Raw genomic sequence first — 19,952 nt, forward strand, 5'->3', positions numbered from 1 at the left:
AATAATCAACGAACTATTTCAGATCAGTGCAACTCACAACGGCTCGGACGTCATTGAGCCAAAGGAGTTGATCCGTTGGGCGCTTTTCAGAGTGCGCCGCGACGGTAAAAGAGGATGAAGATCACGGCCGGCCCGGCAATGGTGATCAAGGCCAGGGCAGCGAAGTTGGCAATCAGGTGAAAATCAATGCCCATGACGGGTCAGGTCGGTTGTGGATTTGCCCCGCACTCTACGGATGGCCTGGGGGGAGGTCCTGACCTGCGCGTTGATTGTGAAGCGATGTCACAACCGCCCGGCTTCGGGCTGCCAACCCGCTGTCTGCGAGGCCCCTCGCCATGCTGATCGCTGGAATCACCATTTTCTTTGCATGAGTAAGCCGGAACGCTGGCAGTGCATCGCCTGCTGCGGCGCCTGCTGCCGGCTCGATCCCAGCCTGCGCGAGGACGCCATCGCGGCGCTCAGCGACGAGCAGCGCCGCACGTACCTCGCGATGGTGGGCGAAGACGGCTGGTGCATCCACTACGACACCGGTGCCCGTCGATGCCGGATCTACGAGGATCGGCCTGATTTCTGCAGGGTTGAGAACCTCATGGCCCTGTTCGGCGCCGAGGCCGGTGAGGCGGATGCCCTGGCGATCGACTGTTGCAAACAGCAGATCCGCAGCGAATACGGCGGCCGTGGCAGGGTGATGCGGCGATTCCGGCGCGCCATTCGCCAACGGCCATGAGCAGCACCTCCGGCAGCGACAACAGCCACGCCGGCAGCTGGGGAGCTGCCTTCCTCACCACAGCCACCACCGTGTTTCTGGCGGAGCTGGGGGACAAGACCCAGCTGGCCGCCCTTCTGCTGTCGGCGCAGTCCGGTCAGCCGGTGGTGGTGTTCATCGGGGCCTCCCTGGCCCTGATCAGCTCCAGCCTGGTGGGGGTGGTGCTGGGCCGCTGGCTGGCCAGTGTCATGCCGGCCCATCAGCTCGAGCGACTGGCCGGGCTGGTGATGGTTGCTCTGGGGCTCTGGCTCGGTCGCCAGGCCGTGCTTCACCTGTCTTCGCTGCACCCTGACCTGCTGCATCTCCCCCAGATCCAGCCCTGAAGGGCCTCGCACCGAGGTCTACCCCTGTGGCTTCCTTCGAACTCCCGCCCTTGCCATGCCGCTCGCCCTCCTGGCTTCAACCTTCGCCACGGTGTTTCTGGCGGAACTGGGCGACAAGACCCAGCTCGCCATCGTCACGATCAGCGGCACCTCCAGCCGCCCCACGGCGGTGTTCGCCGGCAGTTCCGTGGCCCTGGTGCTGGCCAGCCTGCTTGGGGCGGCTGCCGGTGGCTCCCTGTCTAGTGTGGTGCCCACCGATCTGCTGCAACTGGTGGCCTCCCTTGGCTTTCTGGTGATCGGCCTGCGCCTGATTCAGCGCTCCAGGGTCAGCGAGGACGACCTGGCCGGTGGCGAAGCACTGGCCGGTGACGATCTGGTGAGGGTCGACGGGGTGGTGTCCAGAGCTCAGGAACCCCCGGCCTGAGCGATCCGATCCCCGGCTTCACATCGATCCGGCACTGAGATCGTTCCTCCTGGTTGGTCGACTGGCTGGTCGTCTGGTTGTTCGCCTGGGTTTTCCCCTGGTCATGGTCTCGGCTTTGTTGTGGGGCCAGGGTCGGCTGCTGCCTAAAGTCTTGTCGAGAAAAGCATCGCTGCCGCGCCCACGCTTCACGGCCGGACAGCTTCGGTGCCTTTTGCCGTCACGGTTCCACCAGCGCACCCTCGCCGCATGAAGTTCACGGTCGCCGACCTGCTCGACCAGCTCACACCCGACAGCACCGTGCCCGTGGCACAACTGGAGAAGGCCCTCGGTCTCTCCGGAGAGCCTGAGCAGCAGCACCTGCGCATCGGCCTCGATGGTCTGGTGCGTCTGGGTCTGCTGGAGGAGAGCGAGGCCGGTCTGCAGCGGCGCCAGGATGACACCCTGATCGAGGCGAGGCTGCGCTGCTCGAGCAAGGGCTTCTGCTTTGCCCTGCGGGATGACGGCGGCGAAGACATCTACATCCGTGACCACCAGCTCAACCACGCCTGGAACGGCGATCGGGTGCTGGTGCGCATCACCCGCGAGGGTGGCCGCCGCCGTTCACCCGAAGGCGGCGTGCAATGCATTCTGGAACGGGCCACCAGCAGCCTCCTGGCCCAGGTGGAGGAGCAGAACGATCGGCTGTTGGCCGTGCCGCTTGACGATCGGCTGCTCACCAGCCTGGAGCTGCCCAGTGCTGATGCCGTTCACCTCGACCCCAGCCAGTCTTCGGTGGTCGAGGTCATGGTGGACCGTTACCCGGTGGGCCAGTTCGCTCCCCAGGGCCACGTGGAGCGCCAGCTGCCCATCCACGGTGGCGTGGAGGCCGACCTCGACCTGCTGCTCACCAAACATGGCTTGCGGGAGCGGCCTGCCGCACCGCGCGCCACCCTCCGGACCCCGGCTCCCAAGGATCGGATCGATCTCACCGCGCAGACCACCCTGCTGCTGGAAGCCTGGAGCAGCGAGGCCCCGGGGCTGCCGGCGCTGGCTCTTGAACCCCGCGAAGACGGCGCCGGCTGGCGACTGTGGGTCCATGCCCCCTGCGTGGCGGAACGCCTGGCCCTTGGCTCCTCGCTGGATCTGTGGCTGCGGGAGCAGGCCGAGGCCTTCTGCGTCGGTCCCTCCTGGCTGCCCCTGCTCACCCCTGCCCTGGCCAAGGCGAGTGCGTTCCAGCCCGGCCGCAGTGAGTCGGCCCTCTCGGTGGCCCTTGATCTCTCCCCCGACGGCGCGCTGGAGCATTACCGTTTCAGCCGGAGCACAATCCGCCCCACGGCACGGGTCGATCTAGCCGCCCTCACGGCCCTGGCGGAGCGCAAACCCAAGGCCCGCACGGTGCCGGCCGGCCTCAAGGCGCTCAAAGATCACATCCCGCTGATCGAACAGCTGATTGGTGTGGCTGAGCTGTTGCGCCAGCGCCGTTTGGCGGGGGGCTCGATCGATCTGGCCCTGCCGATGCCTGCGATCCCCGGCCTTGGCGATCTGCTCACCCCTGGCCCCGATGGCGCCAGCCAGGGCTGGATGGTGGACCTGCCGCTGCAGCATCCCGTGGCCCTGCTGCGGGAAGCCGTGTTGCTGGCCCATCGTGCTCTGGGGGGGCACCTGGCCGCCCTGAACCTGCCGGCCCTGTATGCCATCAATCCAGCCGCCGAAGCGAGCGAACTGAACGAGGTGGCCAAGGCTGCCCTGGCCCTCGAAATCCCCCTGGAACTCTCGGCTGAAGGCAATGCCAGCGCCGCCGAGCTGGCCGCCGCCTTCGCCGCCACCGACCGCAGCCGGGTGTTGCAGCAGCAGTTGCGCGACACGCTGGAGCCTGTTCAGATCAGCGAGGTGCCGGGTCCCAATGCGGTGGCAGGCGAGGAGTTGGCGGTGGCTCCCTGGTGTTGCCCCGGTCTGCACTACGCCGACCTCTGGAACCAGCAGCTGCTCACCAGCCTGCTGGTTGATGGCAAGGATCGCCCCACGGTCCGTCACAAGGTGACCGTCGATCTGGCCAGTGATGCCTGCCGTTCCGCCACGATCGATTGGTCGTTGCTTACTCCCAGCCAGCTGACTCCTTATCAGGAGGCGATCGCCCACGGCCTGGCCCAGAGGCTTCAGGGCCGGGCTCGCTTCCTGCAGGAGGTACAGAGCGATGCCCTCGCCATGGCCCAGGCCCGGCAGGCCGAGCCGCTGGTGGGTCAGGTGATGCCGGGGGTGATCAGTGGCGTGCAGAGCTACGGGTTCTTCGTGGAAGTGCCGCCCTCCCAGGTGGAAGGTCTCGTGCACGTCAGCTCCCTCAAGGACGACTGGTACGAGTACCGGGCCCGCCAGAACCGATTGGTGGGGCGCAAGAACCGCCGCACCTACATGTTGGGCGATGCCGTGGAGGTGGAGATCCAGAAGGTGGATGCCCTGCGCCATCAGATCGACCTGGTGGTGCTGCTGCCCGAAGGCGATGACCTGACAGACAGCAGCGAGATGACCAGTAGCTCCGGGCCTGATGCTCTGGGTGCCTCCTCCTTCGACAGCCCTGGCTTCGCCGCCTCTGCTGACGGGACTTCCCAGTTCGGTGCTGACGAGGACGAATCCTCCAGCGACGACGACCTCAGCCAGGACTGAGCGCGTGACCCTGCCGGTGGTTCTAGCTGTGTCCGGGGCCTCCGCTCAGCCCCTGGCTGAACGGGCCCTGCAGCTGTTGCTGCAGGCCGGAGAAACCGTGGAGATGGTCACCAGCCGTGGCGCCATCGGGGTCTGGCAGGCGGAACTGGGCCTGCGGGTTCCATCCGAACCCGACCTTCAGGAGCGGTTCTGGCGAGAGCGCACCGGTTGCAACGGCGGCCAGCTCCGCTGCCACCGCTGGAATGACCAGGGGGCGGCGATTGCCAGTGGCAGCTACCGCACCCGCGGCATGGTCATCCTGCCGGCGAGCATGGGCACGGTGGGGCGGATTGCCTCGGGCGTGGCCCTCGATCTGGTGGAGCGTGCCGCCGATGTTCACCTCAAGGAGGGCAGACCGCTGGTGATTGCCCCGCGGGAAACTCCCTGGAGCCTGGTGCATCTGCGCAATCTCACGGCCCTGGCCGAGGCCGGCGCTCGGATCGCGCCGCCCGTTCCCGCCTGGTATCAGCAGCCCCGCAGCCTCGACGACATGGTGGATTTTCTGGTGATCCGCGTCTTCGACGTGCTGGGTTACGACCTGGGCCCGCTCAACCGCTGGCAGGGCCGGCCGGCGCTGCGTTGAATCTGCGTTGCATTGCACCTGTGCTGTGTTGAGTCCCTGCCGAGCTGATCCCCTGCTGTGACTCCGCTTCTGCGTCGCCTGCTGTTGCTGCCCTTGCTGGCGCCCCTTCTGGCGGTGCTCGTGGTGGCTGCCCTCAATCCCCGTCCGCCCTTGCGGCTGCGGCTGCTGCTCTGGGTCAGCCCGCCGCTGCCCAGCGGGCTGTGGCTGGCCACCGCCGGCCTTGCCGGAGCGGCCCTCAGCGCCACCGCCACGGCCCTGGCCCTGCGGGGGGGATCATCAGGCCCCACTGCGGCGGAGTCGCCGCCGTTTGCAGCAAGGCGTCGCTCCCGCACGGGTGCCGAGGCCGGTTCGGAGTCCTGGTCGGAGGGGGCTGGTCGCCAGGAACCCTGGGACGCCCCCCCTCCCGGCACTGCCGGGCCGGGCCGCTCCCCCGGCGAACCACCGCCGACTGTGAGTGTTCCCTATCGGGTGGTGCGGCAGGGATCGGCAACGGCCCAGGCGACCACGACAACAGCGGCCCGTGCCGCGTGGACAGCTGAGCCGAGGGCCGCTGCCTCCAGGTCCGCGGGCCCCGCATCCTCGGATGGGTCCAGCGCAGACCTTGGAGACTGGGGAACCCCGCCGCCCGGCGAAGACTGGTGAGCAGGTACTCCGTCAGGACTGCCTAGAGTCGATACCAGCACCCCGCTACGAGGCCAGCTCCGGTGAGCGATTCCGCCAATCCCGCCCCTCAGCCTGCCGCCAGCCCGGCTCCTGCCAGCCCAGCCGCCGCTGCTCCTGCTGCTGCCGCTGCTGCGGCGAAGCCCAAGGCCAAGCCACCGGCCCCGGAAGACCAGCCCTTCGCCAGCTTCGTGCCGGACCTGCTGCTGCCGGCCCTGGCCAAGGAGATCAAGGCCTATGGCGGCCCAACTCCCGACCTTCGCTTCTGCGAGGGCCCGATGCCGGTGGTGGGCAGTCCCTGTTGGATGGTGCAGGGCAGCCTGCCGGGGGATCGCCGCTTCTGGCTCTGCTTCACCCAGCCGGACATCTCCAGCGCCAAGACCGTGGCGGTGGCCGAGTCGGGCAGTGAACCCAGCCTGCTGGAGTCGTTTCTGATCGACGAGCGCAAGATCACGCTGGCTCTCCTGGTTTCTCGCCTGGTGCAGCGGCTGAATGGCCAGAAGTGGCTCGGCCCGAACTGATCACTGCCTCCAGATCGAGACGCACTGTCACATCCAGTCGGCAGCGGAGTTGCCCCCACTACGATGGGGCCACGCTCGATGCCGACCTGCGCGATGGTGCCACCCGCTGCCACGACCGCCCCAGCCGCAGCCGCGATCCCCGATGCCGCCATCGGCACCGCGGATGCGCCGGCGTTCAAGGATCCGGTGAAGGACACGATCCTGACGCCGCGCTTCTACACCACGGATTTCGACGCCATGGCGGCGATGGATCTGCGGCCCAACGAGGTGGAGCTGGAGGCGATCTGCGAGGAATTCCGCAAGGACTACAACCGTCACCACTTCGTGCGGAACGAGGAGTTTGAGGGCGCGGCCGACAAGCTCGACCCTGAAACCCGCAAGGTGTTCGTGGAGTTCCTTGAGCAGAGCTGCACCTCCGAATTCTCGGGCTTCCTGCTCTACAAGGAACTCAGCCGTCGGATCAAGGAGAAGAATCCGCTGCTGGCGGAGTGTTTCGCCCATATGGCCCGCGATGAGGCCCGGCATGCCGGCTTCCTCAACAAGTCGATGAGTGATTTCGGGCTGCAGCTGGATCTTGGCTTCCTCACCGCCAACAAGGCCTACACATTCTTCAAGCCGAAGTTTATCTTCTACGCCACCTATCTCTCCGAGAAGATCGGCTACTGGCGTTATATCGCCATCTACCGGCACCTTGAGCAGCACCCGGAAAGCAAGATCTTCCCGATCTTCAACTTCTTCGAAAACTGGTGTCAGGACGAGAACCGCCATGGCGATTTCTTTGATGCCCTGATGAAGGCCCAGCCCGACACCGTGCGCGGCTTCACCGCCCGCCTCTGGTGCCGCTTCTTCCTGTTGGCCGTGTTCGCCACGATGTATGTGCGCGACGTGGCCCGCAAGGAGTTCTATGAAGCCCTGGGGCTCGATGCCCGCGATTACGACAAGTACGTGATCGCCAAAACCAACGAGACCTCCGCCCGCGTCTTCCCCGTGGTGCTGGATGTGGAGAACCCCAAGTTCTACGAGCGCCTTGAGCGCCTCGTCCAGAACAACGCGGCCCTCGCCGCTGCCGACAGCTCCGAGGCTCCCGCTCCGATCAGAGCCCTGCGCAAGCTTCCCTTCTGGGCGGCCAACGGCCTGGAGATGGCGAAACTGTTCCTGATGGCGCCCATCCGCAGCGAGCGCTTCCAGCCGGCGGTGCGCTGAGGCCGGGCTGCCTGGCTAGCCTCACTGCCATCACCACTGGTCTGCAGCCCGCAGCGACTGGCCGGTGATGGCTTTTTGATTTCTGCAAGACACCGCCTTGGTCGCGTCCCTCCCCAGCAACGCTCCAGCGGCCGAGGCGCCGCGCGCCAGTGCCGGCCCTTCCGGTTTTGATGCCAGCTGGAGTGGTCGCCTGGAGCCTCTGCTCAGCGCCGGCCGCGGTGCTGGTGCCGATCTGGTGGAGGTGTTTCTCGAGCGCACCGACCACCTTGGCGTGCTCGCCGAACAGGACACGATCACCAACGTGAGCCCGGCCTTCGGCATGGGTGCCGGCATCCGCGTCTTCCTCGGGGAACGGGATGGCTTTGTCTCCACCAATGATCTCAGTGCGGCGGGTCTGATGGCCGCCCTTGATCAGGCTCTGGGCATGCTGGCTCTGGTGCGCAGTGTCCCGGATCGATCCCCCTTTGAGGGTCTTCCCGGTCTGCGTGACTTTGGTGCCGCCAAGCTCGACTGGCTCGACCGCTGCCCCGACCTGCGCGAAGCCACCCATCGTTTGCTGGAAGGCACCGATCGGCTGCAACGGCATGGCAGCCACCTTCAGGCCCGCCGCGGCAGTTACGCCCGCGACTGGCAGGAGGTGCTGGTGGCCGCCAGCGATGGCACCTTTGCCCGCGATATCCGGCTGCATCAATCCGTGGGACTGAATGTGCTGGCCGCCGATGGCGATCACCGCGCCGGCGTGGGACGCCGCTACGGCACCTCCGGCCGACCGGACGACCTGCGCCAGTGGAACGCCGAGACCTCAGCCCAGGAGGTCTGTGCCAGCGCCAGCACCATCCTCTACGCCGACTACGTCGAGGCCGGACAGTGCCCGGTGGTGCTGGCCAACCGCTTCGGCGGCGTGATCTTCCACGAAGCCTGCGGCCATCTGCTGGAAACCACCCAGGTGGAGCGGGGCACCACTCCCTTCGCCGACCGGGTCGGCTCCGCGATTGCCCATGAGGCCGTCACCGCCATCGACGAAGGCCTCAGCGATGGCGCCTTCGGTTCCCTCTCGATGGATGACGAGGGCATGGAGCCCCAGCGCACCGTGCTGATCGAGAATGGCGTGCTGCAGCGTTTCCTCAGCGACCGCGCCGGCGAGCGGCGCACCGGCCATGCGCGCACCGGCAGCGGCCGGCGCCAGAGCCATTCGTTTGCCGCCGCCAGCCGCATGCGCAACACCTACATCGCCGCTGGACCCCATACGCCCGCTGAGCTGATCGCCTCGGTGGATCGGGGTCTCTACTGCAAGGCCATGGGTGGCGGCAGCGTCGGACCCACCGGCCAGTTCAACTTTGCCGTGGAGGAGGGCTATCTGATCGAGAACGGTGAACTCACCAAGCCGGTGAAGGGCGCCACCTTGATCGGTGAGGCCAAGGAGGTGATGCCCCGCATCTCCATGTGCGCCGATGACCTTGAACTGGCTGCGGGCTTCTGCGGCTCGGTGAGCGGCAGCATCTTCGTGACCGTGGGCCAGCCCCACATCAAGGTGGATTCGATCACCGTGGGAGGCCGCTGAGTCATGACCCGCTCTCCTTCCGGTCTCGATGCCGAGACCCTCCGCTCCCGCCTCGATCAGATGGCCGCCCGTTCGGGCATTCGCCAGTGGGATCTTGGTGCCGCCTGCAGCACCGACACCTCGGTGCAGGTCGACCGCGGCGAGGCGAAGCAGATGAAGGGGGCTCAGCGCAGCTCCATCACCGTGCGGGTCTGGAACGACGACGGCCTTGTGGGCATCACCAGCACCTCTGATCTGTCCGATGCCGGCCTGGAGCGGGCCCTGGCCGGTGCCAGTGAGGCCAGCGCCTTCGGGAATGCCGACGACATCCCCGCCTTCTCGCCCCTGGCCACTGCGCCGTTGCAGCCCCTGGATCAACCGATCAAGGAGCCGGTCAGCATCCTTGATCTGCTCGCCACCCTCAAGGATGCGGAGCACCAGCTGCTGGAGAGCCATCCCGCCATCGACACCGTTCCCTACAACGGTCTGGCCCAGCGCAGCAGCGACCGCATCTATCTCAACAGTGCCGGTGCCTGCCGCCAGCAGCAGCTCACCACTGCCAGCCTCTATCTCTACGCCCGGGCCGAAGAAGCCGGCCGCAAACCACGCAGTGCCGGTGCGGTGCGCCTGGCCTACGGCGCCGCTGACCTCGACATCGCCGGCTGCATCGAGGAGGCCGCTGGGCTCACGGCCTCCCACCTCGATTACGCCCCGATCGAGACCGGCCGTTACACCTGCGTGTTCAGCCCCGAGGCCTTTCTTGATCTGATCGGCGCCTTCAGCAACCTGTTCAATGCCCGCGCCGTGCTCGATGGCGTCAGCCTCAGCAACCGGGAGTCGCTGGGGGAGTCGCTTGCCGTTCCCTTCCTCGACCTGCACGACCACGGCCGCCATCCCGGCAACATCGGCGCCTCTGCCTTCGATGGTGAAGGCACACCCACGGCCCGCTTGGCTTTGCTGGAGGGGGGCGTGTTGCGCCATTTCCTCCATTCGGAAGCCACCGCCCGTGCCTTTGGTGTGGCTCCCACGGGCCATGCGGGCATGGGTGCCAAGGTGTCGGTGGGTCCCGATTGGTTTGAGATCGGTCCCACCCCGGGCAGCGGCGGCGGCCAGCAGGGCCTGAATCGCTTCACCGCCGCCGATCCGATCGTCTGGATCGACTCACTCTCGGCGCTTCATGCCGGCGTCAAGGCCAGCCAGGGGTCGTTCTCCTTGCCCTTCGACGGCTGGTTGCTCAGACGCGGTGAACGCTGCTCGATCGAGGCCGCCACCGTGGCCGGGGATATCCGCCAGGTCTTGAAGGCGATCGTCGGTTTCGAGGGGGAGCCGCTGATCACCCCGGATGGGGTCTGCCCGCATGTCTGGGTGGAAGGGCTTTCGATCACCGGCGAGGCCTGACGCTCCGGCCCCGCGATGGCGTTGAAGATCCTGTTCTGGGGCACTCCTGCCTACGCAGTTCCCAGCCTTGATGCCCTGGTGGCAGCAGGCCATCAGCTGGTGGGCGTGGTGACCCAGCCGGATCGGCGGCGTGGCCGTGGCAAGGCGCTTCAGCCTTCGCCGGTGAAGGCACGGGCCCTGGAGCTGGGCTTATCCGTGTTCACACCCGAACGGATCCGACGCGAACCCGAGTGCCAGGCCCAGCTGGCTGGCCTCGGCGCCGACCTCTACGTGGTGGTGGCCTTCGGCCAGATCCTGCCGCCAGCGGTGCTGTCCCAGCCGCCGCTGGGCTGTTGGAACGGCCATGGCTCCCTGCTGCCTCGCTGGCGTGGCGCCGGCCCGATCCAGTGGAGCCTGCTGGAGGGGGATGCCGAGACCGGCGTGGGGATCATGGCGATGGAGGAGGGGCTCGATACCGGGCCGGTGCTGCTGGAGCGCCGTCTGCCGATCGGCCTGATCGAGAACGCCGAGCAACTCGGCCAGCGGCTCAGTCAGCTCACCGCCGAGCTTCTGATCGAGAGCCTGCCCCTGATCGAGGCGGCCGGATCCGGCCCGGAGGCGGAGCGGCTGCAGCGGCTCGGGGTACGGACTCAGAGCGAAGAGGGCACGACCTACGCCCGCATGCTCACCAAGGACGACCTCCAGATCGACTGGGCCAGCTCGGCCCTGACCCTGCATCGCCAGGTGATGGGCCTCTACCCCGGCGCCGTGAGCCAGTGGCGGGGCAAACGCATCAAGCTGCTGGCCACCGAGCCTCTGGTGCAGCGCCTGCGCGACCAGCTCAGCGAAGCGGGGGCGGCGTTGTGTGATCGCTGGAGTCAGCCAGGAGTTCCAGAGCTCCCCACGCAGTCAGGAGTGCCCGATCCTTCGAGTGAGGCCGTTCCTGGCACGGTGCTGGCCGTGGCACAGGGGGTGGGACTGGTGATTGCCACGGGCGGTTGTCCGGTGTTGCTGCGCACGGCGCAACTGGAGGGCAAGGCTCCTGCGGCGGGCCAGAGCCTGCTGCAACAGCTGGGGGCCCAGCCAGGGGATCGCTTCGGCGTCTGATCCTGGCTCCGACACGCTGGCCCAACCGGCGTCTGGGCCTTGATCAGGCTGCCGTTGCCTCTTCTTGAGCCGGAGTTTCAGACAGGGATACCGTGGCTGGCAGTCGTTCGGAACGTTCGGCAGGCATCAGTCCCACATCGACACCCAGGTGCTGATCCGGGCGGCCGGTGATCAGCAGGGCCGTGCGCTGGCGGGTGGCGATCTGCCACATCCACTTGCTGAACAGCGCGATCCGGTTCTCCGTGTCGGGGATGAAGGCCAGATGGGCCAGGGCCCAGACGATCCAGCCGGCCAGGCCGGTGAGATGCAGGCCGCGCAGATCCGCCACGGCATACCAGGGGCCGATCACTGCCATGCTGCCCAGATCCATCCAACGGAACGGTGCATGGGGCTGGTCGTTGAGCTTGGCGAGCAGGTCGCTGGCCACCCAACCGCCCATCTGCACGGCCGGTCCGGCCATGCCAGGCACGGCTTTGCTGTCCTGGGTGTGGCTGTAGCAGCAGAGATCACCCACCACCCGGATTTCGGGATGGCCCGGCACCGAAAAATCCGGGTTGACCACCACACGACCGCCCCGATCCAGCTCACAGCCGGTGGCGTCCGCCAGACGCTTGCCCAGCCTTGAGGCCCGCACACCGGCCGTCCAGCAGATGGTTGCCGCTTCCAGCTCGTCTACGAGTTTGGTGGCGGTGCTGCGCATCAGAACCCGGCCGGGCTGAATGCTCTCCACCATGGTGTTGAGCCGCAGATCCACCCCCTGACGGGTGAGATAGTGACCGGCATCGGCGGATAGGGCTGGCGCCATGGTCGGCAAGACCCGATCCACCGCATCGAGCAGCACCACCTGACAGTCTTCACGCTTCAGTTGTTTGAAGTCGCAGCGGACGGAGCGGTGCATCAGCTCGATCAACGAACCGGCCAGTTCGCAGCCGGCCGGACCTGCCCCCACCACCACGGCGGTCTGCAGAAAGCGACGGCGTTCCTGATCGCGGGTCTGTTCCGCTTCCTCGAGGGCCATCAGCAGGCGCCGCCGGATTTCATCGGCGTGCTCCAGGATCTTCATCGGTGGCGCCAGCGGCCGCCACTCCTCGCGGCCGAAGTAGGTGCTGCCCGACCCGCTGGCCAGGATGAGGTGGTCGTAGCTGAGGCGGCGATCGTTGAGCACCACTTCGCGCTTGTCGGCATGGATGTCCACCACCTCGCCCAGCAGAATCTGCAGGTTGGGGGCCTGCCCCACCATCTGCCGCAAGGGTGAGGCCACATCGGCCTCGGAAACCAGGCCTGAGGCCACCTGGTAGAGCAGGGGCTGGAACAGGTTGAAGTTCCGCTTATCGATCAGTGTGACCCGAACATCCTTGTTCTTGAGGGTGTGGCAAACCTTCAGACCCGCAAACCCACCACCCACCACCACCACATGGGGACAGCTGCGCAGCGACTCCTGGGGGGGATCGAGTTCGAGATAGTAGTGCTGGTTTGCCATTGCCGGCTCAGGGATAGCAGTTGGGAACAAAGAACTGCTCATTCATCGGCGGCCGTTGGTAATCACCACCGCTCTTGCGAGGTGGGAGTTCAATGGCTTCGGGCGTCATGTCCTTGTAGGGCACCTTGCTCAACAGATGGCGGATGCAGTTGAGCCGGGCGCGACGTTTGTCATCCGCCTCGACGGTGAACCAGGGTGCTTCGGGGATGTTGGTATGCAGGAACATGTCGTCTTTAGCCTTGCTGAATTCCACCCAGCGATCCCTGGATTCGAGATCCATCGGGCTCAACTTCCAGCGGCGGGCAGGATCCTGGAGCCTGGAGCGGAACCGTGCTTCCTGCTCGTCATCGCTGACCGAGAACCAGTACTTGATCAAGGTGATGCCACTTCTGACCAGCATCCTTTCGAATTCGGGACAAGACAGCATGAATTCATCCACCTGTTCAGGCGTGCAGAATCCCATCACCCGTTCCACGCCGGCCCGGTTATACCAGCTGCGATCGAACAGAACCAGTTCGCCAGAGGAGGGAAAATTCTCGACGTAACGCTGGAAATACCATTGATTTTTCTGCCTGTCCGATGGGGTCCCCAAGGCCACCACATTGCAGCCCCGGGGATTGAGGGGCTCCGTGATGCGCTTGATCGTGCCGCCTTTTCCGGCAGCATCGCGGCCCTCAAAGAGGATGATAATGCGATAGCCAACATGTTTGATCCAATATTGCATCTTCACCAGCTCCACTTGCAGCCGTTCCAGCTCTTTCTCGTACAACTTGCGATTCAGTTTGGGTTGCTTGCCTTCGGAATTGACGGAGAAGTCGTCGAGAATCGGCGATGGATGGTAGCGGTCAAGGGAGACAGCCTTGCTGGGTCCATGCTTGCTCTTGCTGCTGATGAGATTGTTGGCTTTCTTCTTTTTCTTCTTCTTTTTTTTCTCCTTCATGCCATTCTTGATTTCCTTCTTGTCTTTGGCCGTTTCGGTCAGGTCCATCTCCAGTTCATTGTCTGCCATGGGGACGAAGTCGATCGGCGGCATTGACCAAGTTAAGCCCCCTGGGCCTTCAGCCGTTGGCCATCGTCGCTACAGCATCTCAAACCCGTCACTATTTGCGTGATCTCGACGGAATCAAGTGGTGTCGTTCGTGTTGTTCTTTCAAGACTTCAGGGCGAACCTGGCAGGCCTGCTCTGAATTCAGAGGCTCTGCTGGATCCTGTCGGGGTGGCCTGGGCAAGTGACGTGGGCAAGAGACTGGAGAAAGATTCGTCATGGCACGGATGTGAGTCTGAAGCTCAGATCCGACGAGTGCTTTGGCTTGCCAGCCCCTCCTTGATCCATGTGTTCCGATGGATGGCTAGCGCCAGATCACAAGATGATGATCAGATTAATCTGCTCTGGAGACGAATTGTGATTGCCATTGCTCGTGATTGATGACATCCACAAGATGGCAAGGATTCAGGAATGGCCTCAACTACAGATAAACCATGGTGCACGAAAGCCAGGGGTTTGACCAATGGCACAAGTTGAATCAGTGGCAGAAGCTCAGACCAGTGTCGAGGAGCGGTGGCTGTCGTGCAGACCTTCGAGCTGGCTGTAGACCGACACCAGCTGATCACGGATGGGCGCCGAATCGGAGATGCGATTCAGCGACAGGAGCATCGATTCGATCTGGGCCTTGCAGTCGATCAGAACGCGGCATTCGGTGCTTCCGGGTTCGTAGGGCATGGAGCTGCGAGAGCTGGAGGCAGGGACACCGCTATCTGAACGCACTCTGCTGATTCGGACTGTCAAAACGACTGCGGTTTTGACAGATGCTCAGCCCCGTCGCTGGGGCCGCCGGCCGGATTCAGGGCGACCTGCTTCGGACCGCCCGCCGCCCCCACCACGGCGGCCACTCGGTGCAGATGATGAAGGCCTGCGGCTGCCTGTGCGGGGTGGGCCGCCCCGGCCCCGGCCGCCGCTCAGATCCAGGGGAGGCGCTGACAGAACCTTGGGTTCAAACCCAGGCACCTCCTGGCGCGGCAGGGCGGTGCCGATCATCTTCTCGATGGCACGCAGCAGCTCATGCTCCTCCGCCGCCACGAGAGACACGGCGTGGCCGTTGTGGCCGGCACGGCCGGTGCGGCCGATGCGATGGACATAGTCTTCCGCCTGGTTGGGCAGATCCAGATTCACCACGTGGGGCAACTGGTGAATGTCGATGCCGCGGGCGGCAAGATCGGTCGCCACCAGAACCCGCAACTCGCCGCTCTTGAATCCCGCCAGGGCCCTGGTGCGGGCCCCCTGGCTCTTGTTGCCGTGGATCGCCGCCGCCGCCATCCCCTCCTGGGTGAGCCGTTCGGCCAGGCGGTTGGCGCCGTGCTTGGTGCGGGAGAACACCAGCACTTGCCGCCAGTCATTGCTGGCAATCAGATGGCAGAGCAGATCCGGTTTCCGCCCCATGTCGCAGGGATGGAGGATGTGCTCCACCGTGGTGGCGGTTCGATTCTCGGGGGAGGCCTGAAGCTGCAGGGGGTTGTGCAGCAGCCCCGTGGCCAGCCGGCGGATCGAGGGGTTGAAGGTTGCTGAGAACAGCAGGTTCTGACGCTTGGCCGGCAGCAGGGCCAGGATCTTCTGGATGTCGCGGATGAAGCCCATGTCGAGCATCCGATCGGCTTCATCGAGCACCAGGATCTCGACGCGATCCAGGCGGAGAGCCTTCTGCTGATGGAGATCCATCAGCCGACCGGGCGTGGCCACCAGCACGTCGGTGCCACGCTGCAGACGGGAGATCTGGGGATTCACCTTCACTCCACCGAAGACCACGTCGGAGCGCAGATCCAGGTAGCGGCCATAGGCGGTCACGCTCTCACCCACCTGGGCGGCGAGTTCGCGGGTGGGGGTGAGCACCAGGGCTCGAACCACGCCGGCCCGGGCATGGGGCCCATGGCGCAGACGCTCCAGCATCGGCAGGGTGAAGCCGGCGGTCTTGCCGGTGCCGGTCTGGGCGGCGGCCATCACGTCGCGGCCGCTCAGCACTGCCGGAATGCAATCCCGCTGAATCGGCGAGGGAACCCGATAGCCCTTGTCGGCCACAGCCCTCAACAGAGGCTCGCCGAGCCCAAGAGAGTCGAAGTCGACGGCGGAGGGCTCGCCGGTGGAATCGGGAGAGCGCTGCAGGGGAAGCCATTCGTGGTTCATCACCCTAGGGGGTGGGGTCGGAACTCCCAGCCCCGTGACAGGCAGGCTCACGATGGAATGCAGCGACGCAGCGGTCTGCTGCTCCTTGAGTGCTTTGCTTCGCTCAGAGAGCCAGCGTGATCGTCACGACCGGACCGCTCGGACACCGGTTCATGTGGTGGCGTTGGTGAAGTGGGCGCAGCGGTCACAGGGCCCCTCCGGGAGCACGGCGCAGCGGAGCAAGGGCGTGCGGGCATTGAAGCGGCAGGAGGGATCACCGATCACCCACCGGCCCTGCCACCACCGGGCATCGGCAGGCTGGCTCTGGGCTTTCACCTCCAGAGCGATGGTCGCCAGCTCGTAGCGGCCGTTGCGCAGTTGATAGCGGTGCCGGCGTTGCAGCACCAGAAAGCTTGTGCCTCCGCAGGTGATCCAGCGGCCGGGTTGGGGGATCTCGCCGAGCTCGGCCACCTCAAGCCGATCCAGCAGCCGGTCGCTGTCGATCTGGCGCAGTTCCACCCGCAGGCGGCTGGTGGTCTCAGGGTCGGCCATGGCCGCTCTCTTCGAGGTCGAGGCTCCTGCTGGGCAGGCTCCCTGTCTCCAGGGCAGGGACGGGACGGCGCACTGAGAAGCCCCAGGCGAACAGCAGTCCCACCACGATCAGCAGCGACCATTCCGGCGGCACCACCTGGGGCAACGCCAGCCGCAGCAACAGGCGGATGCCCACCAGTCCCACCGCCAGGTAACCGGCCGTCTCCAGATGGCGGAACACCCCCAGCCAGCGGATGAACAGTTCGGCGGTGAGCCGCAGCGCGATCACCCCCAGAACGCCGCCGAGCATCACCAGCCACAGCCGATCACTTACCGCCACCGCGGCGGCGACGCTGTCGAGGGAGAAGGCCAGGTCCGTGAGGGCCAGGGTGGCCACCACCGAACCCAGCGAGGCATGGTGATGCCCTTGAGACGGGTGGGAGCCATGGGCTGGCAGAGCCTCAGGCCTGGCTCCCTCCTCCGGCTCGTCGTCGTCTGCGTTGAGTCCGAGCAGCTGGCTGCCGCTCAACCAGAGCAGATAGCCCGCCGCCAGGAGCTGGAGGGGCCAGAAGTCGAGCACCCACTCCGCGGCGGCGATCAGGCCGAGGCGGAACACCAGAGCCAGGAGCAGGCCAAGGTTCAGGGCCTTTTCCTGGCCGGCGCGATCGCCCACCCGGCGGGAGATCGCGGCCAGGGCGATGGCGTTGTCGGCCGAAAGCACTGCCTCCAGCGCCAGCAGCAGCGGCAGCAGCAGCAGCACCTCTCCCCACTGATCCGCCGACGCCAGTAATGGGGTGATCGACTCGATCGACTCCGCTTCCATTGCGCTTCCCGGCGACCGCAGCGGGGCCTGAAAGGGTCACTCTAGAAACGCGCCTTCCTCCTCCACTTCGATGTTGCTCGAGGTCCAGCTGGTCCACGCTGAAGTGGGCGCCCGGGTGGTGCGGGCCCATGCCGTTGCCGCTGGCGTGCCCCTGGGCAGCGCCCTGGGGGAAGGCGCGACGGCTGAGGAGGCGGAAGATCGAGCCCGGGAACGGCTGCTGGCTCAGATCGGCCCTCTTGCTTCTTCCGCACTCGTGCATCGCCCTGCTGCGGTCAAGCCACCTCCGCAGCCTCCATCGTCACAGCCGTCAGTCCCGCAGCCGCGACCCCACCCAGCACCGATCGCCCCATCCGGTCCTGTCGACCTCACGCCTGCCGCCAAGCCAGTGGAGCCCGAACCCGAACCTGCCACCGAACCTCAGGCCCCCGCTGAGCCCGCCGCCGAACCGCCCCTGGATCCTGAAGACTGGAGCGCTGAGTTGGCCCGACTCGATCTCGCCCTGCAGCGCCTGGGTTGGAAGCGGGAGCAGGAATGCCTCTATCTGGAGAGGGCCTTCGGCCATCCCAGCCGCAGCCGCCTCACCACCTATGCCGATCTGATGGCTTATCTGCGGGCGGTGGAGAGTCTTGGCGTGCCCAGCGATCCAGCTGCCGCGCCGCTGCCGCTGCGCCGCTGCGATCTGCTCAGTCAGTGCGATGGATTGCTGCAGTTGCTGGGCTGGGATGCCCAGCGAGGTCGGCGATTCCTGGAGGAGCAGTTCAACCGCGGCAGTCGCCAGCAACTCAGCGACGATGAATTGCTGCGGTTCAACATGCTGCTGGAGACCGCGATGCTGGAGCAGGCTGCGACCTGACAGAGAGCCAATCTCCTGGCTCAGCTCAGGCAGTGGCTCTCGACCAGGGCACGCCCCAGTTCGAGATGGTGCTGGTTGGCATAGGCCTCCCGCTCCAGTACCTGTTCACTGGGTGACGCCTTGGCATAGATCGGCTCATCGAGGTTGCGTTCCAGCCGAGCATCCATGCGCGTGGTGAGCCCCAGCGGCCGTGGTGCCGCGCGCAGATTCCCGTTGCCGCAGCTCTGAGCCACGTGAATCGCCTCATGGTTGAGCACTTTGGCAAATTCCTCGCTGCCCTTCTCCACCACATCCGGGCGGATGCGCAGGGTGCCGGCCCTGGGATCCCACTCGCCTGCCGCACCCTGTTTGTGGGGCTGCACCAGGTCGATGCGCACCTGCGCCCGCTCCAGGCTGTCAAGCAACGCCACGATGGCGTTGCGTTCCTGCAGAAAGCTGGGGGGGCGATCAATCAGGTCCTTGATCTCCGGGATGGAGAGCTCTGGATCGCCGCTGCGGCGTTTGTAGAGGTAGCGGGTGCCGCCATCGGGCAGAGCCTCGGCGCGGGGGATCCATTCGCGATCTGCGGCGGCCAGATCGTCCATCAACTGGGCGCGGGCCTGGGGGTCCAGGCCCGCCGGACCCTCCTCCACGCGGGCATCGATGGCAGCATTGGTGCCAGAGGGGTGGTCGGGTCCCAGCAGCCGGGGGAGGATGAGAGCCCCCAGGCCGAGGAGCAGCAGGGTTCCAGCCAGCATGGGCCAGGGTCCCGTCGAGGTCATCCGCACAAGCGGGTGGCCGCAGCGGCCGCAGAGCAACGTGCCGTCAGCGCGGCGGTGGGCCCGCAGGGGCTGGGATTGACAGGTGGGACAGCGGTAGACGGCCAGGACCGGAACCGGCGCGTTTGCCGGACTCGCTCGATCCAGTCTGGCCAGCACCAGGCCGGCAGTGCCGCCGCAGAAGCTGCAGGCTCAGATCAAGTCGATTGTGGTTGGCGTAGGCCTCCTGCTCCACAATCCGTTCCGTGGGCGAGGCACTGGCATAGACCCGATGGGACAGCTGGCGATCGAGGACCGCGGAGGCTGGTCGCGGTAAGCCGAGGGGCTTTGGCATGGAGCGCAAGCGGCCGCTGCTGCAGCTCTGGGCCACATGGATCGCTTCGTGGTTCAGCATGCGGGCGAAGCTGCGGCTGCCCCGATTGGCGGCGTCTGGCCGGATGCGCAACACGGCTGTCTTCGGTTCCCATTCCGCCAGGGCGCCACTCTTGCGGGGCGGGCCCAGCACCAGGGTGACGCCGAGGCGGCGCAGGGCCTGCAGGAGGGCGGTGATCACAACCCGTTCTTTCTCGTAGCTCGGCGGATTGGCAACCAGACGGTGCAACTGGGTCGCCGTGAGAGGCGTCTCGCCCGGTTCCCTGCGGTAGGTGATGGCGACCCCGCCGCCGGGACCGGGGATGGAGGTCATCCGCGGCCGGCTGCGCTGATCCCCTTGATCGAGCTGGCGAAACAGCTGCAGCTCCTGACTGGGGGTGAGGGCGGCGTCCTGGGGCCGCAGGGCCGTGGCGGCACTGGCCTGCCGCAGCCAGGTCCGGCCAGGGCCCAGACCGGCTGCCAGCAACGGTGCCAGGACCAGCAGGGTTCCTGTGATCGTTGCCACTCCATCCATGCGCCTGGCCCCTTCAAGGGATCCGGCAGGGCAGCGCCAGGAGAATCGCGGGGGGAATCGCATCACGATCTCCAGGCTGCAACGCCGCGGCCCTTCTGGCCAGACCATGCCGCGATGCCCGCCACCGGTTGCGAAGATCTGGGGTCGTTCGCCCCAGCTCCCGATGCCCCTCACCGCCCTGGTGCGTCAGCTGCAGCAGGCGACCCTCACCAGTGAGGTGCTGGAGCGCAGCAAGCGGCCCCAGCGCCTGCGGCTGAGCGGTGCCGGCCGGGCGGCGCGGGCCC

Annotated in this window: 21 protein-coding genes; 12 read left to right on the plus strand and 9 right to left on the minus strand. The window is 66.2% G+C overall.

Translation table 11 applies throughout. The annotated features are described in order from the left end of the window. Positions 1 to 86: 86 nt before the first annotated feature. Positions 87 to 194, minus strand: coding sequence for a photosystem II reaction center protein Ycf12/Psb30 (psb30, locus tag VB716_RS05790; protein WP_197156052.1), 108 nt, complete (start codon positions 192 to 194; stop codon positions 87 to 89). A gap of 173 nt (positions 195 to 367) precedes the next feature. Between psb30 and VB716_RS05795 the strand changes: the two genes are divergently transcribed. From VB716_RS05795 to fmt, 11 genes are all read left to right on the plus strand, one after another. After that, the gene (locus VB716_RS05795) at positions 368 to 727 is read left to right on the plus strand and encodes a YkgJ family cysteine cluster protein (protein ID WP_197156049.1); all 360 of its coding nucleotides are present in this window, start codon (positions 368 to 370) and stop codon (positions 725 to 727) included. Next, on the plus strand, positions 724 to 1,089 hold the full coding sequence (locus VB716_RS05800) for a TMEM165/GDT1 family protein (RefSeq protein WP_197156047.1): 366 nt from the start codon (positions 724 to 726) through the stop codon (positions 1,087 to 1,089). Before VB716_RS05795 ends, VB716_RS05800 begins: the two co-directional genes overlap by 4 nt. Before the next feature lie 55 nt (positions 1,090 to 1,144). Then, positions 1,145 to 1,513, plus strand: coding sequence for a TMEM165/GDT1 family protein (locus tag VB716_RS05805; RefSeq protein WP_197156044.1), 369 nt, complete (start codon positions 1,145 to 1,147; stop codon positions 1,511 to 1,513). A gap of 246 nt (positions 1,514 to 1,759) precedes the next feature. Continuing rightward, positions 1,760 to 4,153, plus strand: coding sequence for an RNB domain-containing ribonuclease (locus VB716_RS05810; protein ID WP_323269980.1), 2,394 nt, complete (start codon positions 1,760 to 1,762; stop codon positions 4,151 to 4,153). 4 nt (positions 4,154 to 4,157) lie between these two features. Beyond that, a complete protein-coding gene (locus VB716_RS05815; RefSeq protein ID WP_231597927.1) occupies positions 4,158 to 4,775 on the plus strand; it encodes a flavin prenyltransferase UbiX in 618 nt (205 codons plus the stop codon). Between the two features lie 57 nt (positions 4,776 to 4,832). After that, a complete protein-coding gene (locus VB716_RS05820; protein WP_322758670.1) occupies positions 4,833 to 5,417 on the plus strand; it encodes a hypothetical protein in 585 nt (194 codons plus the stop codon). Positions 5,418 to 5,479: 62 nt separating this feature from the next. Next, positions 5,480 to 5,956 carry a DUF2996 domain-containing protein gene (locus tag VB716_RS05825; protein ID WP_322758671.1) on the plus strand — a complete coding sequence of 159 codons (477 nt, stop codon included), beginning with the start codon at positions 5,480 to 5,482 and terminating at the stop codon, positions 5,954 to 5,956. Between the two features lie 93 nt (positions 5,957 to 6,049). After that, positions 6,050 to 7,159, plus strand: a complete 1,110-nt coding sequence (acsF, locus tag VB716_RS05830) for a magnesium-protoporphyrin IX monomethyl ester (oxidative) cyclase (protein WP_197156034.1) — start codon at positions 6,050 to 6,052, stop codon at positions 7,157 to 7,159. A 190-nt stretch (positions 7,160 to 7,349) separates the two neighbouring features. Then, positions 7,350 to 8,720 (plus strand): TldD/PmbA family protein, encoded by a 1,371-nt coding sequence (locus VB716_RS05835; protein ID WP_323269986.1) that lies wholly within the window; start codon positions 7,350 to 7,352, stop codon positions 8,718 to 8,720. Positions 8,721 to 8,723: 3 nt separating this feature from the next. Further along, positions 8,724 to 10,097 carry a TldD/PmbA family protein gene (locus VB716_RS05840; protein ID WP_322758672.1) on the plus strand — a complete coding sequence of 458 codons (1,374 nt, stop codon included), beginning with the start codon at positions 8,724 to 8,726 and terminating at the stop codon, positions 10,095 to 10,097. A 21-nt stretch (positions 10,098 to 10,118) separates the two neighbouring features. Beyond that, positions 10,119 to 11,183, plus strand: a complete 1,065-nt coding sequence (gene fmt / locus VB716_RS05845; protein ID WP_322758816.1) for a methionyl-tRNA formyltransferase — start codon at positions 10,119 to 10,121, stop codon at positions 11,181 to 11,183. A gap of 43 nt (positions 11,184 to 11,226) precedes the next feature. On the opposite strand, the gene VB716_RS05850 is transcribed toward fmt, so the two are convergent. The 6 genes from VB716_RS05850 to VB716_RS05875 form a co-directional block, all read right to left on the minus strand. Continuing rightward, the gene (locus VB716_RS05850) at positions 11,227 to 12,663 is read right to left on the minus strand and encodes an NAD(P)/FAD-dependent oxidoreductase (protein WP_323269981.1); all 1,437 of its coding nucleotides are present in this window, start codon (positions 12,661 to 12,663) and stop codon (positions 11,227 to 11,229) included. Between the two features lie 7 nt (positions 12,664 to 12,670). Next, positions 12,671 to 13,603: a polyphosphate kinase 2 gene (ppk2, locus tag VB716_RS05855; protein ID WP_416223894.1), complete on the minus strand. Its 933-nt coding sequence runs from the start codon at positions 13,601 to 13,603 to the stop codon at positions 12,671 to 12,673. Between the two features lie 597 nt (positions 13,604 to 14,200). Beyond that, positions 14,201 to 14,383 (minus strand): hypothetical protein, encoded by a 183-nt coding sequence (locus tag VB716_RS05860; RefSeq protein WP_197156020.1) that lies wholly within the window; start codon positions 14,381 to 14,383, stop codon positions 14,201 to 14,203. A gap of 90 nt (positions 14,384 to 14,473) precedes the next feature. Next, positions 14,474 to 15,838, minus strand: coding sequence for a DEAD/DEAH box helicase (locus VB716_RS05865; RefSeq protein WP_322758674.1), 1,365 nt, complete (start codon positions 15,836 to 15,838; stop codon positions 14,474 to 14,476). A 150-nt stretch (positions 15,839 to 15,988) separates the two neighbouring features. Continuing rightward, positions 15,989 to 16,342, minus strand: a complete 354-nt coding sequence (locus tag VB716_RS05870) for a DUF6464 family protein (RefSeq protein WP_197159309.1) — start codon at positions 16,340 to 16,342, stop codon at positions 15,989 to 15,991. Positions 16,343 to 16,355: 13 nt separating this feature from the next. Beyond that, positions 16,356 to 17,171, minus strand: a complete 816-nt coding sequence (locus tag VB716_RS05875) for a TerC family protein (RefSeq protein WP_197156015.1) — start codon at positions 17,169 to 17,171, stop codon at positions 16,356 to 16,358. 70 nt (positions 17,172 to 17,241) lie between these two features. On the opposite strand from VB716_RS05875, the gene VB716_RS05880 reads away from it, so the two are divergent. Beyond that, positions 17,242 to 18,024 (plus strand): hypothetical protein, encoded by a 783-nt coding sequence (locus tag VB716_RS05880; RefSeq protein WP_323269982.1) that lies wholly within the window; start codon positions 17,242 to 17,244, stop codon positions 18,022 to 18,024. Positions 18,025 to 18,044: 20 nt separating this feature from the next. Here VB716_RS05880 and VB716_RS05885 read toward each other — a convergent pair whose 3' ends face one another. Both VB716_RS05885 and VB716_RS05890 read right to left on the minus strand, forming a co-directional pair. After that, positions 18,045 to 18,785 (minus strand): hypothetical protein, encoded by a 741-nt coding sequence (locus VB716_RS05885; protein WP_322758676.1) that lies wholly within the window; start codon positions 18,783 to 18,785, stop codon positions 18,045 to 18,047. A 43-nt stretch (positions 18,786 to 18,828) separates the two neighbouring features. After that, positions 18,829 to 19,731, minus strand: coding sequence for a hypothetical protein (locus VB716_RS05890; protein WP_323269983.1), 903 nt, complete (start codon positions 19,729 to 19,731; stop codon positions 18,829 to 18,831). Positions 19,732 to 19,952: the final 221 nt, after the last annotated feature.

The sequence above is a fragment of the Synechococcus sp. CCY9201 genome (genome assembly GCF_034931105.1).
GTDB lineage: Bacteria > Cyanobacteriota > Cyanobacteriia > PCC-6307 > Cyanobiaceae > CBW1002.

Coding starts and splice junctions, on each gene's coding strand:
- VB716_RS05880 (WP_323269982.1), top strand. CDS start 17,242: ATGTTGCTCGAGGTCCAGCTGGTCCACGCTGAAGTGGGCGCCCGGGTG.
- VB716_RS05795 (WP_197156049.1), top strand. CDS start 368: ATGAGTAAGCCGGAACGCTGGCAGTGCATCGCCTGCTGCGGCGCCTGC.
- VB716_RS05850 (WP_323269981.1), bottom strand. CDS start 12,663: ATGGCAAACCAGCACTACTATCTCGAACTCGATCCCCCCCAGGAGTCG.
- psb30 (WP_197156052.1), bottom strand. CDS start 194: ATGGGCATTGATTTTCACCTGATTGCCAACTTCGCTGCCCTGGCCTTG.
- VB716_RS05865 (WP_322758674.1), bottom strand. CDS start 15,838: ATGAACCACGAATGGCTTCCCCTGCAGCGCTCTCCCGATTCCACCGGC.
- VB716_RS05805 (WP_197156044.1), top strand. CDS start 1,145: ATGCCGCTCGCCCTCCTGGCTTCAACCTTCGCCACGGTGTTTCTGGCG.
- VB716_RS05885 (WP_322758676.1), bottom strand. CDS start 18,785: ATGACCTCGACGGGACCCTGGCCCATGCTGGCTGGAACCCTGCTGCTC.
- acsF (WP_197156034.1), top strand. CDS start 6,050: ATGGTGCCACCCGCTGCCACGACCGCCCCAGCCGCAGCCGCGATCCCC.
- VB716_RS05800 (WP_197156047.1), top strand. CDS start 724: ATGAGCAGCACCTCCGGCAGCGACAACAGCCACGCCGGCAGCTGGGGA.
- VB716_RS05890 (WP_323269983.1), bottom strand. CDS start 19,731: ATGCGATTCCCCCCGCGATTCTCCTGGCGCTGCCCTGCCGGATCCCTT.
- ppk2 (WP_416223894.1), bottom strand. CDS start 13,603: ATGAAGGAGAAAAAAAAGAAGAAGAAAAAGAAGAAAGCCAACAATCTC.
- VB716_RS05860 (WP_197156020.1), bottom strand. CDS start 14,383: ATGCCCTACGAACCCGGAAGCACCGAATGCCGCGTTCTGATCGACTGC.
- VB716_RS05810 (WP_323269980.1), top strand. CDS start 1,760: ATGAAGTTCACGGTCGCCGACCTGCTCGACCAGCTCACACCCGACAGC.
- VB716_RS05840 (WP_322758672.1), top strand. CDS start 8,724: ATGACCCGCTCTCCTTCCGGTCTCGATGCCGAGACCCTCCGCTCCCGC.
- VB716_RS05875 (WP_197156015.1), bottom strand. CDS start 17,171: ATGGAAGCGGAGTCGATCGAGTCGATCACCCCATTACTGGCGTCGGCG.